Annotated in this window: 13 protein-coding genes; 8 read left to right on the top strand and 5 right to left on the bottom strand. The window is 44.6% G+C overall.

Features of this window, described 5'->3' with window-relative positions; translation table 11 throughout:
• Positions 1-3: 3 nt before the first annotated feature.
• Positions 4-306: an HU family DNA-binding protein gene (locus FPZ43_RS08890; protein ID WP_146381511.1), complete on the bottom strand. Its 303-nt coding sequence runs from the start codon at positions 304-306 to the stop codon at positions 4-6.
• Positions 307-481: 175 nt separating this feature from the next.
• Between FPZ43_RS08890 and mutY the strand changes: the two genes are divergently transcribed.
• Together mutY and FPZ43_RS08880 are read left to right on the top strand one after the other, a co-directional pair.
• Positions 482-1,525: an A/G-specific adenine glycosylase gene (mutY, locus tag FPZ43_RS08885; RefSeq protein WP_146381510.1), complete on the top strand. Its 1,044-nt coding sequence runs from the start codon at positions 482-484 to the stop codon at positions 1,523-1,525.
• Positions 1,526-1,548: 23 nt separating this feature from the next.
• Positions 1,549-1,971: a single-stranded DNA-binding protein gene (locus FPZ43_RS08880; protein WP_261381037.1), complete on the top strand. Its 423-nt coding sequence runs from the start codon at positions 1,549-1,551 to the stop codon at positions 1,969-1,971.
• A gap of 75 nt (positions 1,972-2,046) precedes the next feature.
• Here FPZ43_RS08880 and FPZ43_RS08875 read toward each other — a convergent pair whose 3' ends face one another.
• A complete protein-coding gene (locus FPZ43_RS08875) occupies positions 2,047-4,260 on the bottom strand; it encodes a S9 family peptidase (protein WP_146381509.1) in 2,214 nt (737 codons plus the stop codon).
• Between the two features lie 70 nt (positions 4,261-4,330).
• Here FPZ43_RS08875 and FPZ43_RS08870 point away from each other — a divergent pair, with 70 nt between their 5' ends.
• Positions 4,331-5,863, top strand: a complete 1,533-nt coding sequence (locus FPZ43_RS08870) for a serine hydrolase (RefSeq protein WP_146381508.1) — start codon at positions 4,331-4,333, stop codon at positions 5,861-5,863.
• Here the strand turns inward: FPZ43_RS08870 and FPZ43_RS08865 are convergent.
• Positions 5,860-6,174 (bottom strand): low molecular weight protein tyrosine phosphatase family protein, encoded by a 315-nt coding sequence (locus tag FPZ43_RS08865; RefSeq protein ID WP_146381507.1) that lies wholly within the window; start codon positions 6,172-6,174, stop codon positions 5,860-5,862. The two genes, FPZ43_RS08870 and FPZ43_RS08865, sit on opposite strands and share 4 nt — an antisense overlap.
• 12 nt (positions 6,175-6,186) lie before the next feature.
• Positions 6,187-7,494 (bottom strand): amidohydrolase, encoded by a 1,308-nt coding sequence (locus FPZ43_RS08860; RefSeq protein WP_186461790.1) that lies wholly within the window; start codon positions 7,492-7,494, stop codon positions 6,187-6,189.
• A gap of 139 nt (positions 7,495-7,633) precedes the next feature.
• Between FPZ43_RS08860 and FPZ43_RS08855 the strand changes: the two genes are divergently transcribed.
• The 5 genes from FPZ43_RS08855 to FPZ43_RS08835 all read left to right on the top strand — a co-directional run bounded on the left by FPZ43_RS08855 (position 7,634) and on the right by FPZ43_RS08835 (position 12,949).
• The gene (locus tag FPZ43_RS08855; RefSeq protein ID WP_146381505.1) at positions 7,634-9,109 is read left to right on the top strand and encodes a sensor histidine kinase; all 1,476 of its coding nucleotides are present in this window, start codon (positions 7,634-7,636) and stop codon (positions 9,107-9,109) included.
• Positions 9,106-10,593, top strand: coding sequence for a TlpA family protein disulfide reductase (locus tag FPZ43_RS08850; protein ID WP_146381504.1), 1,488 nt, complete (start codon positions 9,106-9,108; stop codon positions 10,591-10,593). The genes FPZ43_RS08855 and FPZ43_RS08850 overlap by 4 nt, the downstream gene beginning before the upstream one ends.
• Positions 10,593-11,264, top strand: a complete 672-nt coding sequence (locus tag FPZ43_RS08845; protein ID WP_222430952.1) for a LytR/AlgR family response regulator transcription factor — start codon at positions 10,593-10,595, stop codon at positions 11,262-11,264. Before FPZ43_RS08850 ends, FPZ43_RS08845 begins: the two co-directional genes overlap by 1 nt.
• Positions 11,265-11,322: 58 nt before the next feature.
• Positions 11,323-11,667, top strand: coding sequence for a four-helix bundle copper-binding protein (locus FPZ43_RS08840; RefSeq protein WP_146381503.1), 345 nt, complete (start codon positions 11,323-11,325; stop codon positions 11,665-11,667).
• A gap of 94 nt (positions 11,668-11,761) precedes the next feature.
• Positions 11,762-12,949 carry a class I SAM-dependent rRNA methyltransferase gene (locus FPZ43_RS08835; protein ID WP_146381502.1) on the top strand — a complete coding sequence of 396 codons (1,188 nt, stop codon included), beginning with the start codon at positions 11,762-11,764 and terminating at the stop codon, positions 12,947-12,949.
• Between the two features lie 11 nt (positions 12,950-12,960).
• Here FPZ43_RS08835 and FPZ43_RS08830 read toward each other — a convergent pair whose 3' ends face one another.
• Positions 12,961-13,887, bottom strand: coding sequence for a 2-hydroxyacid dehydrogenase (locus FPZ43_RS08830; protein ID WP_146381501.1), 927 nt, complete (start codon positions 13,885-13,887; stop codon positions 12,961-12,963).
• Between the last annotated feature and the right edge of the window lie 49 nt (positions 13,888-13,936).

Here is a 13,936-nt window from a genome sequence, read left to right as displayed (position 1 = left end):
TGCTTATTTGCTTGCTTTAGTTGTTTTGTTACCTGTGCGTACTTTCTCAACAAATGTTTTGGCCGGTTTAAAGCTTGGCACAAAATGCTCCGGGATAATAATGGCAGTATTTTTTGAAATGTTACGTGCAGTTTTCTTAGCTCTTTTCTTAACTACAAAGCTACCGAAACCTCTTACATAAACGTTTTCTCCACCAACCATTGAGGTTTTTACAACTTTGAAAAACGCCTCAACAGTTTCCTGCACATCAACTTTTTCTATTCCGGTTTTTGACGAGATTTCAGCTATAATTTCTGCCTTGGTCATATCCTGTTTTCTTTTATTTTAATGTATAATTACTTAACTGTTTTGGGGTTGCAAAAGTATCGGTTTAAAATTAAAGATTAAAATAATTGATCTTTTTTTTTTCGGGCGTGGGCCAAAGGTCATTTTTAAACCCAAATTATGATACAGCGATGATAAGACGTTACTTTGTACAACGATGGATTTATCTGCCCGATTGATTAGCTGGTACCAGGAAAACAAACGCGATTTACCCTGGCGAAACACTACTGAAGCTTATATAATATGGTTATCTGAAATTATTTTGCAGCAAACGCGGGTTGAGCAGGGCCTACCTTATTTTGAGCGCTTTGCGGCTCATTACCCTACAGTTAGCCATTTTGCAGCCGCCACCGAGGATGAAGTATTGCGCCTTTGGCAGGGCCTGGGCTATTACTCGCGAGGGCGCAACATGCTTAAAACAGCCAGGCAGGTTTTAAATGATTACAATGGCATCTTCCCCACCAGTTACACAGAGCTTATCAAGCTTAAGGGCATTGGCGAGTATACTGCTGCAGCCATATCTTCCTTTTCGGCAAATGAGGCAAAAGCAGTGGTAGATGGTAATGTTTACCGCGTACTGGCCCGCTATTATGGGATAGATGAGCCCATAAACTCTCCCAAAGGCAAAAAAACTTTTCAGCAAATTGCAGATGAAGTTTTGGATGTTAACCGCCCCGCTTTGCATAACCAGGCCATGATGGAGTTTGGCGCAATGCTTTGTAAACCTAAAAACCCGGCCTGTGGTATTTGCCCGGTGCATTTAGACTGTATAGCATTCAAACAAAACGCCACTACCAGCCTTCCGGTTAAACTAAAAAACGTAAAGGTTAAAAAAAGATATTTTAACTATCTGTTAATATCTGATGGCGAAACAGTATTAATGAACAAACGGGGCGATAAGGACATTTGGGCAAATATGTACGACCTACCCATGATTGAAACCACTGAACAATTAATACCAAATGAAATACTACATTTACCAGAGGCAGCAGTTTTTGGCAAAAATTTAACTTTATTAAGCCATTCGGGTATTATAAAGCATGTATTAACGCATCAACAGCTGTTTATTCAGTTTTTAATAATAAAGGAAAAGCCTGCAGATTTGCAGCCGGGATGGTTCTATACAGATATAGACAATATTAAGAAAATGGCTATACCAAAAGGCGTTATTATATTTATAAAAGATTTTTTTAATTTCTAAATAATTCTCCGTTAATTTATGGCATGTCTGGAATTAATAAAGTTATATTAGTTGGTCATTTAGGTAAGGACCCTGAGGTGCGGCATTTGGAAGGGGGCGTGGCTGTTGCAAGCTTCCCGTTAGCCACATCAGAAACATTTAATAAAGATGGCCGTAAGGTTGAGCAAACTGAATGGCACAATATTGTAATGTGGAGAGGACTGGCTGATGTAGCTGCAAAATTTTTACAAAAGGGCAAATTAGTTTATATTGAAGGAAAGTTACGTACGCGGTCTTTTGAGGACAAAGAAGGTATTAAAAAGTATACTACCGAAGTAGTTGCAGAAAACTTTACCCTGCTTGGCCGCAAAACCGATTTTGAGAACGAGACACAGCCCAAACCGGTAAGCCGTACAATTGATACTGACGGTTTCCGTAATAATGATGCAGACGACTTGCCGTTTTAATAAAACGCCTGATTACCTTAAAAAACAAGCCCCCTTATCGATAAGACAAGAGGGCTTTTTTGTGGGGTTGCTTTTTTACCTTGCTCCAGGTGCGCAGTTGGCGCGCAGATAGTTTGTATATAACTGATGCAGGTGAGCCGCTGTACCTTCGCCTTCAGATATACTATGCGTGCGGTTAGGGTAGCTCATTAACTGAAATCGTCGGTTATATTTCACCAGCTCGTTTATTAATTGCTCGGCGTTTGAGTAGTGTACGTTATCATCGGCCGTGCCGTGTATGTAAAGCAAATTGCCCTTCAAATTTTTTGCATATGTAATAGGCGAGCCTTTCCTGAAAGCTTCTTTGCCGGCTTCATTAACCGGTACACCTGTATAGCGCTCCTGGTAAATGTTATCATAGGTAAGCTGGTTGCCAACAGCAGCTACGGCAATACCGGTTTTATAAATGTCCGGATATTGGAACATCAGGTTAAGCGTGGTTGAACCACCGCCGCTCCAGCCCCACACCGCCACGCGCGAAGTATCAACAAATGAGTTTTTTAATACCTCTTTCGCGGCCATAGCCTGATCACGAATATTAAGTGTACCTATACCCTGGTAAATGGCTTTGCGCCATGCACGTCCTTTTGGCACTGGTGTACCGCGGTTATCCATAGATACGTAAATGTAGCCATCTTCGGCCATATCGCCGTTGTACAGGTTGTTGAACGTTGCGCCATATTGGTCTTTAGCGGTTTGGCCCCATGGTTCGCTGTATACGTAAAATACAATAGGGTATTTCTTTTTCGAGTCGAAGTTGTTTGGCTTAACCATCCAACCGTCCATCTCCACACCGTCGGCAGTTTTTACCTTGAAGTATTCGGCATTGTTTTTACTCTTATCGGCAGCAGCAATAGCTTTGTTCACTTTTTCATCGCCATTAAAGGTTTTATGATCGGGCAGTGAAACCGTCTCGTTAACATACTGTGTATAGTAGTTGGAAAAGGTGTGTGTTGCAGCTTTGCCATTTGGCGATACATCATAATCGTGCGATCCTACCTGGTTGGCCGGGCTAAGGCGCTCGGCCTGTCCGCTGCCATCAAGTTTAGTACGGTACAGGTAAGCTTGTGTAGCGTTTGTTGGCGATGCCATAAAGTATACGTAGCCTGATTGCTCGTCAATGGCGTTAATGCCCATTACATCATAATTTCCTTTGGTTATCAGTTTCTCTTTTTTACCATCTCGGCTTATGCGGTACAGGTGGCGCCAGCCATCCTTTTCACTCGGCCATAAAAACTCGGCGCCCTTTTTAAACCAATCCCAGCCACCGTACGAGTAATCATCATCCCATGATGCCAATACATCAATCCATGCCGCATCATTTTCCTTGTAAATGGTTTTTGCTTTGCCGGTAGCCACGTTGCACATCATCAGTTCGCTTTGATTCTGCGCTCTGTTCAGGTGCTGAATAATCAGCTCATTGCTGTTGGCAGCCCATTCCATACGCGGCACGTACGATTGCAGCACGGGGTCGGTGGGTATATCCATCCATTTGGTTGCACCGCCTGTTACCGGCACCACACCAATTTTAAACGGCGATGGCGGCTCGCCCGCTACCGGGTACTCCACGGGCACCACATATGGGTAAATGGAATCGGTAGTGTTTATCATTAAATAGTTTTTGGTTTTACTTGCATCAATTTGCCAGTAGGCAACTTGCTTGCTGTCGGGGCTCCACCTAAAACCGTCGCGGCAAAAAAGCTCTTCCTCATAGGCCCAGTCAAACGTACCGTTAATCAGCTTTGTAGTACCATCAGTAGTAAGCTGTGTAACATTGTTGTCTGCCAGGCTTTCTACGTAAATGTTATGGTTAACTACGTAAGCAACCTTACTTGCATCGGGAGAAAACTTTGCAAACATCATGGATGATGCCGGGAACTTTGCACCCAACTTAGTGAGCTTTTTGGCAGTCAAGTCATAAAGCCAATAATCGCCGCGGGTGTTATAACGCCAAACCTTTTTGCTGTTTGTATAAATCAATACCTTTTGTCCATCCTCACTGAAATAGAACCGGCGAACTGCCAAAGCTTTCTGGCCCGTGGGCGTTAGTGCTGCCTGGCTTACAATTTCGGTTTTCTTTGCGGCATCGCGTGCATCAAGCAAAACAATTGAGCTGCCTTGCGCACGGTAATACTGGTAGCCATCTTTTGCCCAATGGGTTGAGGGGATTTGCGCCGATGCTGTATTAATGCCTGCCAGGCAAAAAAAGCCTGCGGCAAACAAACGGATGCGCTGGTGTTTAATATTCATTGCAATATTTAATGTGGAGATTATATTTTTGGCGTAAATTACCATTTATAAAGCCTTTTTTGAATTACCTATGAAAAAAATACACTTATTACTCCTGTTCACTTTTGCCTTTGTTAATGTAAATGCCCAAAAGGTCGACAGGAGTAAATTTATTACCGATAGCCTGGACGCTTATATGAACCGCGCCTTAACCAATTGGCGTGTGCCGGGTGCGGCGATATGCATAGTAAAGGATGGTAAAATAGTACTGCAAAAGGGCTATGGTATTAAGGAATTGGGGGTGATGAACAAAGTTGATCAAAACACCCTTTTCATGATTGGCAGCAATACCAAAGCATTTACCGCTACCGCCCTTGCTATGCTGCAGGCAGAAAAAAAGCTATCATTAGATGACCAGGTAACCAAATACATTCCCGAATTTAAATTAGAAAATCAGGCCGCCGGGCAAATGACCATAATAAAAGATTTGTTGTGTCACCGCCTGGGTTTCCGCACCTTTCAGGGTGATTTTACTTTTTATAACAGCAACCTGGCCCGTTACGAGATCATCAAAAAAATGGGTGAGATGAAAGCCACGTATCCTTTCCGTACAAAATGGGGTTACACCAACGCTGCGTTCCTTACAGCGGGCGAGATCATCCCGCGGGTTACAGGTAAACAATGGGAAGTATATTTAAAAGAAAGCATTTTCGCGCCGCTCGGCATGAGCAATACCATTGCTTTAACTACTGAAATGCCTAAAGCCCTGAACCGTACGGTTGCCCACACACTGGTTGACGGCAGATTACAGGCTATACCTTATGTCAACCTGGATAATATGGCACCTGCAGGAGCCATTAGCTCATCCGCTGCTGATATGGGTAAATGGATGATGGCCCTGCTTAATGATGGAAAGGTGGGCAGCAAGCAAGTGATACCTGCAGCAGCTATAGCCGCGACCCGCCAGCCACAGAATTTTGTAAACAGCACCGAGCAGCTTAACGGCGAAACCGGATTTTCACTTTACGGGCTGGGCTGGTTTATACAAGAGTACGGTGGACACAGGCTTATCATGCACACAGGCGGCGTAAGCGGCTACGTATCATCGGTAACATTGGTGCCCGATCAAAAGCTGGGTATAGTGATTTTGACTAATACCGACCAAAACGAACTTTATGACACGCTGCGCTGGGATTTGTTAGATGCTTATTTCAAAAACAAAAACTATCACTATAACGACACCTACCTAAACTATAACAAACGTAACACAGCACAATTTGAAGCCAGTGATAAAAGAATGCGTGATACAACGCTTATGAATAAAAAGCCTGAACTATCTGTGAATAACTACACAGGCAAATACATAAACAACCTCTACGGTAGCGTTGAAATTACAAGAGGCGATAATGGCAACGACCTTGAGGCCCGTTTTGAGCATCACCCAAAAATGTTTGCACGCATGCAGCCCCTTGGCGGCAACAGGTTTTATGTAACTTTTTCCGACCCGGTGTTTGGCAAAGCTATCTTCCCGTTCCGCGTTAAAGATGGCAAGGTTACAGGCATGCGCGTAAAAGTGGCCGACTTTGTGGAGCAGGATGCTTACGAGTTTAGAAAAGTAAACTAAAGCCAATCGGAAAGGCTCACCTGCAATATCCTAACAAGTTCTGGGTCATTAAACTGATAGCGGTCTTCTATATGGAGGACCGCTATTTGTTTCTCCGCTATGCGGAAACGTTGCCTCATGATATCGCGATGCTTGCCTTCCATCACGAAAATAACATCGGCCCAATCAATCATTTTCTGATTTAACTTTATCCGGGCCTTATCAGTCGTGCCAGCCGACCGGGCATTATGGTATTGATGATTTTTAACCAGTAACTCAGCCGTAGGGCTTCGCCACTGGTTTTTACTGCAAATGAAAAGTAGGTTTGGCAAGGGGATGATATATTATTTGTTCTTTCCACTTGCCATATAATCCAACGTTAAATTACATAACGCTTTAACGCCAAGGGTAAAGCCGCTTTCGTCAAGGTAAAAATCGGGCGTGTGGTGCGACGGTGCCGTTATGGCGTTCCCACCCTTTGGCATACCACCTAAAAAGAAGAATAATCCGGGAACCTTCTGCTGGAAAAAACTAAAATCTTCGGCACCGGTTACAGGCGGTCGCAGCAGCACATTTGCTTTGCCTGCGGTTGCCTGTAACGTAGGCAGCATTTTTTCGGTTAGTGTAACATCATTAAAAGTTAGGGGATATTGATTGCTGTAAGGGATCTGCACTTCGGCAATCGCTCCGTAAGCCTCGGCTGTTTTTATGGCAATACGTTTAACGTTTTCGGAAATCAATTTTTGATCGGCTTCGGTAAAATAACGAACGGTGCCCTGCATAACCACATTTTCGGGGATGATGTTAAAGCGTGTACCGCCTTTTATGGCCCCGATAGTCACTACCGCCGGGTTTTCGGTAACGTTTACATTACGGCTCACAATGGTTTGCAGGCCGGTAATAATCTGTGCCGAAACCACAACAGGATCGACACTGCTCCATGGATAAGCACCATGCGCCGAACGCCCTTTTACGGTAATCTGCAGATCACTCACACCGGCCATGGTACCACCCGGCCGATAAACAATTTTGCCAACTTCGGTTTGTGAATTAATGTGTAAGCCAAAAATCACATCAACCTTAGGATTATCAAGCACACCTTGCTTTACCATTTCTTCGGCGCCGCCTTTTTCGCCTGCGGGCGCACCCTCCTCAGCCGGCTGAAAGATGAACTTGACGGTTCCGTGCAAATCCTTTTTCATAGACGACAACACCTCTGCCACAGCCATTAAAATGGCCATGTGTGAGTCGTGCCCGCAGGCATGCATAACGCCTACTTCCTGGTCGTTATAAGTGGTTTTTACTTTTGATGCAAAGGGCAGATTAACACGCTCCGTTACTGGCAGGCCGTCCATATCGGCACGCAATGCCACTACTGGGCCAGGTTTGCCACCTTTTAAAATACCCACTACCCCGGTTTTTGCAACGCCTGTTTGCACCTCAATGCCCAATGTCTGCAAATGTTTGGCGATAATGCCCGATGTGCGCACCTCGCGGTTGCCCAGCTCCGGATGCTCATGAAAATCCCTCCGCCAGGCTATCAGCTTTTGCTCGAGCGCGTCGGCTTTTTTACTTACCAATGCATTTGTAGTGGTTTGTGCGGAAGCTGCAAAGGATACCAGTGCCAAGGCGGCAATTAAAACTCTCTTCATGATACGGCGGATTTATACGCGAGATAAATATAATGATTGCGCACTTAAAAGCAGCTCATCACATTTTTTAAGGCCTTCGTCACATTTATTTTAACAACCACCGCGTGCTCAGTATGATTGTACCATAATACAACAGCACATGAAATATAATAAGATAGAGTTTATAATAGCAACCTGCCTGTTTGCACTTTTTTTAGTAGCGGATATTAACAGGGGAATGATATTATATGGAAACCGGGCCGATATCGGCGAAGGGCCGTTCGGCTTCTTTTTCCCCTGGTTACTGATAGATGGGATAACTTATACAACATTCCTATTCATAAATTACCTGGTTGCGCCGTTGTTATTTGATAAAAAAAAGATAAATACGTCCATAGTTTTTCTGCTGGTAAATTGGGTGATAGCCAGCCTTATATTAATGGTATGCCAGAGCTACTTACGAAGCTGGATATACAACACAAGCCCAAACGCTTATAGCGCAAACGTCAAGTTTATGAGCAGGGGTTTAACGCATGCTACCTTCTTGATAGGTGTATGTATTACCTATGTATTAGCAAGCCGCGTGTTAAGGCAGGTTTATAAAACCCAAAGTGCGGCGCAAACACCTGCCGCAAAGTTAAAGGGCGACTTGGTGGTACTCCCGGCTGTATGGCTCATTATACTTGTACCTATATACTTATTAAAGCTCGATTGGTTTTTTTTAAACTTTGGCACCTTGTACCTTTTTGGCCTGCCGCTTTGCCTGCTTATTTACATTGTTAATATGCATTTGCTTGTTCCGCAATATTACAGGGATAAGCAAATGAGTGCTTACATACTTAAACTTTTAGCCAGCTCGGCATTGTTAAGTTTTATCGCCACCATGTTCATGATGCAGGGTCGCAATAATCTATCCTTTGCCGGCTTTATTGTATTTGTTTGGTTGCTGCCAACATTAATCGTTTCTTCCGCATCATGGTGGATTTATAGCAGCCGGCTCAAAGGTTACCGCGAGGTTGCCTCGCTGCAAACCGCTTTAGGCACATCTGATGCTAACCTGCAGTTTCTGCGTTCGCAAATCAACCCTCACTTTCTTTTTAATGTGCTAAACACACTTTACGGCACCGCGCTGATGGAGCAAGCAGAAAAAACCGGCGAGGGCATACAAAAGCTTGGCGACATGATGCGCTTTATGCTGCATGAAAACAATCAGGATAAGATATCGCTCGCTCGCGATATCGAATACCTGCGCAACTACGTTGCTCTGCAAAACCTGCGAATAGCGCCATCTGCAGATATAAAAATTACGGCAGATATTGCCGATGTAGACGACGGGCTGCAAATAGCACCTATGTTATTAATCCCTTTTGTAGAAAATTCCTACAAACATGGAATCAGCTTTAAAAATCCATCGCACATTAACATAAGCCTGCAGGTTGAAAATGAGGTTTTGCTTTTAGATGTAACTAACAGCCTGCAAACACGTAACGACAATGACCCGGAAAGCGGCAAATCGGGCATTGGCCTCGAGAATGTTAAACAGCGATTGCAATTACTATACCCCCAAAAGCATGAGCTTACTATACGCCAAACAACCCGCGAATTTTTTGTTCACTTAACCCTTCAACTATCATGAAACACCTTCTATTATTAATCTGGCTGCTTGTATCGGCAAGCCTTGCATTTGCACAATTTAAAATATTCGGCGATATAAGAGGCGGCAAAATGCCCGACTCGGTTTACATAAATATTCCGTTTGTGTACGGCTACCATACCGAAAATACCTTTGGCATAGCGGTAAATAAAAATGGCAGTTTTAGCAGCATCATTGCTGTCAAAAACAAACGCTTCGGCACCATCAACATCAACCGAAAAATGTTTACCTTGCTGTTAACGCCCGGCAAATCGCTTTACCTTAACATCAAGGGAGCTGATACCACCATTGCAGGGTTTAAGGGTAGCTACCGGGCAGAAAATCAATTTGTATCGTCTTTAGGTTTTGAAGAAGTACCATTCTTTTTTACGGATACTACCTTTTCAAAACTTACACTACCGCAGCTTAAAGAACAAATGATTAGCAGATGGTTTGCTATGCGCGATAAAAATTTAAATAGGGTGCAGGCAAGTGATTTATCGCCTTTTGATAAACGCCTGATCAGCCAGGAAATAAGTGCAAACGCAATACTTAAATTAAATGATTTTGCGAGGACTACCTTAGCTACCGGGCGGCCGCAGGTGTTTGAGCTGGTGGAAGAAGTTTATAAAGGAGCGGAACTGCATGCAAATGTTTTACCTGCCGGCCCGCAGTATTATGCTTTTGCTAACAGCTATATCAGCTACCTGGAAACAATGGCTATTAAAGGTTTTCCCCTCGGCGCATTGAAGGATCCCAAAACATTTATAAAATACTTCGACATTACCATTCGTGAAGGTGATAGCATCATAAAAAACAAAGGAAAGCAGTACCTTAATTGGACGGTTGCCCGCAAACAATTTGGTAAGGCAGAAGGCGAAAATTGGCTGGCGCAGGCCATAGAGGATAAGTACCTTACCAAAGACTTATATCAGGCGAAACCTTTGTACACTGATTTCAAAAGGTACTATCCGCAAAGCATCTATTTGCCAGAGTTCGAAGCCAAGATTAACAGGCTTGAAAAGGCCTTGGCCGAAAACATGACCAATAAAGAAATTGTGGTGGCCAATGATTATGAAACCATAACATCAATATATGATGTGGTAAAAACGCTTAAGGGCAAAGTAGTTTACCTTGATATTTGGGGTACCTGGTGCGGCCCGTGCAAACACGAGCTTAAATATGTACCTGAGTTAAAGAAGCATTTTAAAAATAAGGATGTTGCTTATATATACCTGGATATGGATGCCGATGATAAAGACAGCCAATGGCGCGATTTTATCAGGATAAATGGCATGACCGGAGTACATCTGCGCAAAAGTTCGCAAGCTATACAAGCATTTTGGAATGAGCTGATGCCGGCGGGCGGCACACGTTATTACCCTACTTATTTTATATTTGACAAGCAGGGTAACCTTGTGCAGGCCGATGCAAAGCGCCCAAGTAACCGTGCCGAACTTTATGAGCAAATTGAAAAATACCTGTAATGATTAGGGCGATAGCTATAGACGATGAACCGCTTGCACTTGAAGTAATACGATCGCACGCCGAAAAGGTGCCATTTATATTTTTGGATGCTTGTTTTACGGATGCGTTTAAAGCCATTGCTTACCTTGCTCAAAACCCGGTAGACTTATTGTTTCTAGATATTAAAATGCCCGACATAAGCGGCCTTGAGCTGATGGCGGGCCTTAAAAATAAACCATCGGTAATATTTACAACCGCCTATGCCGAACATGCTGTGGAAAGTTATGAGCTTGATGCAGTTGACTATCTGCTTAAGCCGTTTTCGTTCCCACGTTTTTTGAAGGCCTGCAATAAGGTAGTCGATCTCAAAAGCCCGGGCTCGGCACAAGCAAGCAAGGCCGCCGACAGCATCTTTATCAAGTCGGGCTATGAGCAGGTTCGGATAAAATATGACGACATTTTGTACCTGGAAAGCGCCGGCAACTACATGAATTTTAACATGAGCAACGGTAAGCAGATCTTATCCCGCCTAACCATGAATGAAACGCTAACCATGTTACCCGCAAACAAGTTTACGCGCATCCATCGCTCTATTGTTGTTAACAAAGAGAAGGTAGACCGCGCCGAGCGGCACCAGGTGCATATTGGCGAAAGGGTATTACCGGTTGGATCCGCCTATGGGTTTATGTGATATAAATTATTCAAAACATTTCGGCCTTGCGGTTATTGATAATTAAAAAGACAATATCATGGAAAACCATAATCATACCGCGCTGATTTCGAAACTGCTTACCTGTGTTGCCGCTTGCGAAAACTGCGCTACCGAGTGCCTTAAAGAGGAAGATGTAAAAATGATGGCGGGTTGCATAGCCCTTGACCGCGATTGCGCTGACATATGCAGCCAGGCTGCACGACTGCTACAACGTAATTCGGTTATTGCGCACCAATACCTGCTTTTATGCGAAGAAATTTGCCGCCTTTGCGCTGCCGAGTGCAGTAAACACCAGCATCAACACTGCCAGGATTGTGCAAAAGCATGTATGGAATGTGCCGAAGCATGCCACGCACATCATGAGCCTATTACGCAAGATTAAGCAGCTTAACACGGTAGCGCTGGAAATTGCTGAACACTTGCACCGGTATATCCTACCTAAAATATATTGTGCCGCTATTTAGTACCTTTGCAGCATGATTGATGTGGTGTTAAAGAAGGGGAAAGAAAAAGCAGTATTGCAAAAACATCCCTGGGTATTTTCTGGTGCTATTGAGCATGTTAAAGGCAAACCTGCCAACGGCGATATTATACGCTTGCTTGATGGTAAAAAACAGTTTTTGGGTTACGGCTTTTATAACGATCAGTCGAGAGTAGCCGTTAGGTTGCTGGAGTGGAACGAAGACACTGCTGTAAATGAAGATTGGTTCCGCCAAAAAGTACGCACCGCAGTTGCAGGCCGTGCCCACATCCTTGAGGATGGCTCAACCGATACCTGCCGTTTGATATTTAGCGAGGCAGATTACCTGCCCGGATTAATCGTAGATAAATATGCCGATCATCTGTCGGTACAGGTGCTTACGTCCGGGATGCAAAATGCCATGCCCGTAATAATTGATGAGCTTAATGCACTGCTTAAGCCCACCAGCATTTTCGATAAAAGCGATGCCACATCCCGCTCGCACGAAGGCCTTGAAACCAGCAATGTACTGTTAGCCGGAACCCATCCGCCGGAGCTTGTTATGGTAAAGGAGAACGGCATCACATATGGCATCAATATCGCCGAAGGCCAAAAATCGGGCTTTTACTGCGACCAGCGCGATAACCGCCGCCTGCTGGCTGCATACGCCAAGGGCAAGACCATGCTGGATTGCTTTAGTTATACCGGCGGCTTCACGCTGAATGCGTTAAAGAACGGTGCAGCGCTGGTAACCAGTGTAGATAGTTCTGCCCTGGCTATCGAAACCTTGCAGGAAAACATCCGCCTTAACAGTTTGGATAGTGCCAAACACACTGCCATAAAATCTGACGTTAACGCACAGCTACGCAAGTTTAAGGAAAGCGGCGATAAGTTTGACATCATCGTGCTGGACCCGCCTAAGTATGCACCATCTCGTTCGGCGCTTGACAGGGCTTCACGTGCTTATAAAGACCTTAACCGCATTGGTATGCAGCTGTTAAACAGCGGCGGCCTGCTGGCAACCTTCTCCTGCTCGGGTGCTATGGATATGGAAACGTTTAAACAGGTGCTTGCCTGGGCTGCGCTTGATGCCGGTAAACAGGTACAGTTCATTAACCAGTTTAACCAGCCCGAAGACCACCCCGTGCGCTCGTCGTTCCCGGAAGGTGAATATTTAAAAGGATTATTATGCAGGGTTTGGTAGCCCTGCATAGTTTAAATAACGGCAGGTAATTTAGCTGCCAGCACCTCACTTATTTTCCGGTACGATTCAAATGTCCAGCCGCCTACGTGGGGGCTTAGCAGCACCTGTCCGCTTTGGCGCAGCTCGTCATACCAAGCCTGCTCGCCCAGTGCCGGGAATTTTTCAATTTCCAGTACATCAAGGCCCGCGCCCAATATTTTGCCTTGCTTTATGGCGTTTAGTACAGCCTGGGTTTTAACCACTTTGCCACGTGCCAGGTTCAGGAAAAATATAGGTTTACGAAAATGGAACAGGTACTCATCATCAACCAGTCCGTTTGTTTCCGCGGTAAGCGGTACATGCAGGCTTAATACGTCGCTTTGCTTTACAATCTCTTCCATGCTTACCTCGCGGGCGTAGCTATCGCTAAAGCCGGTTTTATACTTATCGTAGGCAATTATATTTACTTCAAACCCTGCCAGTTTGCGGGCGAAAGCACTGCCCATAAAGCCGTAACCTATAATACCAACCGTCCGTCCTTTCAACTCGAAACCGCGGTTAGCTTCGCGCTGCCAGCTGCCCTGGCGTATCTGCTGGTCGCCGCGGTTAAAGTTATTCATCAGTGACAGCAGCATCCCAATGGCATGTTCGCCAACGGCATCGCGGTTGCCCTCGGGGGCGTTTATCAGCTGTATACCTTTACTTAGGGCGTATGCTTCATCAATATTATCCATACCTGCCCCTGCACGGCAAATAAACCGCAAGCCCGGTGCTGCATCTATAAAAGCCTTATCAACCTGAAACTTCGAGCGGATGGCAAGGCCGTCATAATTACCAATAGCCGCCGTAGCACCGGCTAAATCCATGGTGGGGTGGTAATCAAACGTGTATCCTTTTGCTGATGCCTGCTCCATAAAGGCTGGGTGCAGGTCATCTACTATTAATATGTTGTTTTTCAATTGTACGGTATTTATGAGGGCAAATCTAAAAGTATCAAACCAAATTATG

This window comes from Mucilaginibacter pallidiroseus (genome assembly GCF_007846085.1).
Classification (GTDB): domain Bacteria; phylum Bacteroidota; class Bacteroidia; order Sphingobacteriales; family Sphingobacteriaceae; genus Mucilaginibacter; species Mucilaginibacter pallidiroseus.
This window is presented reverse-complemented; position numbering and strand designations above follow the sequence as displayed.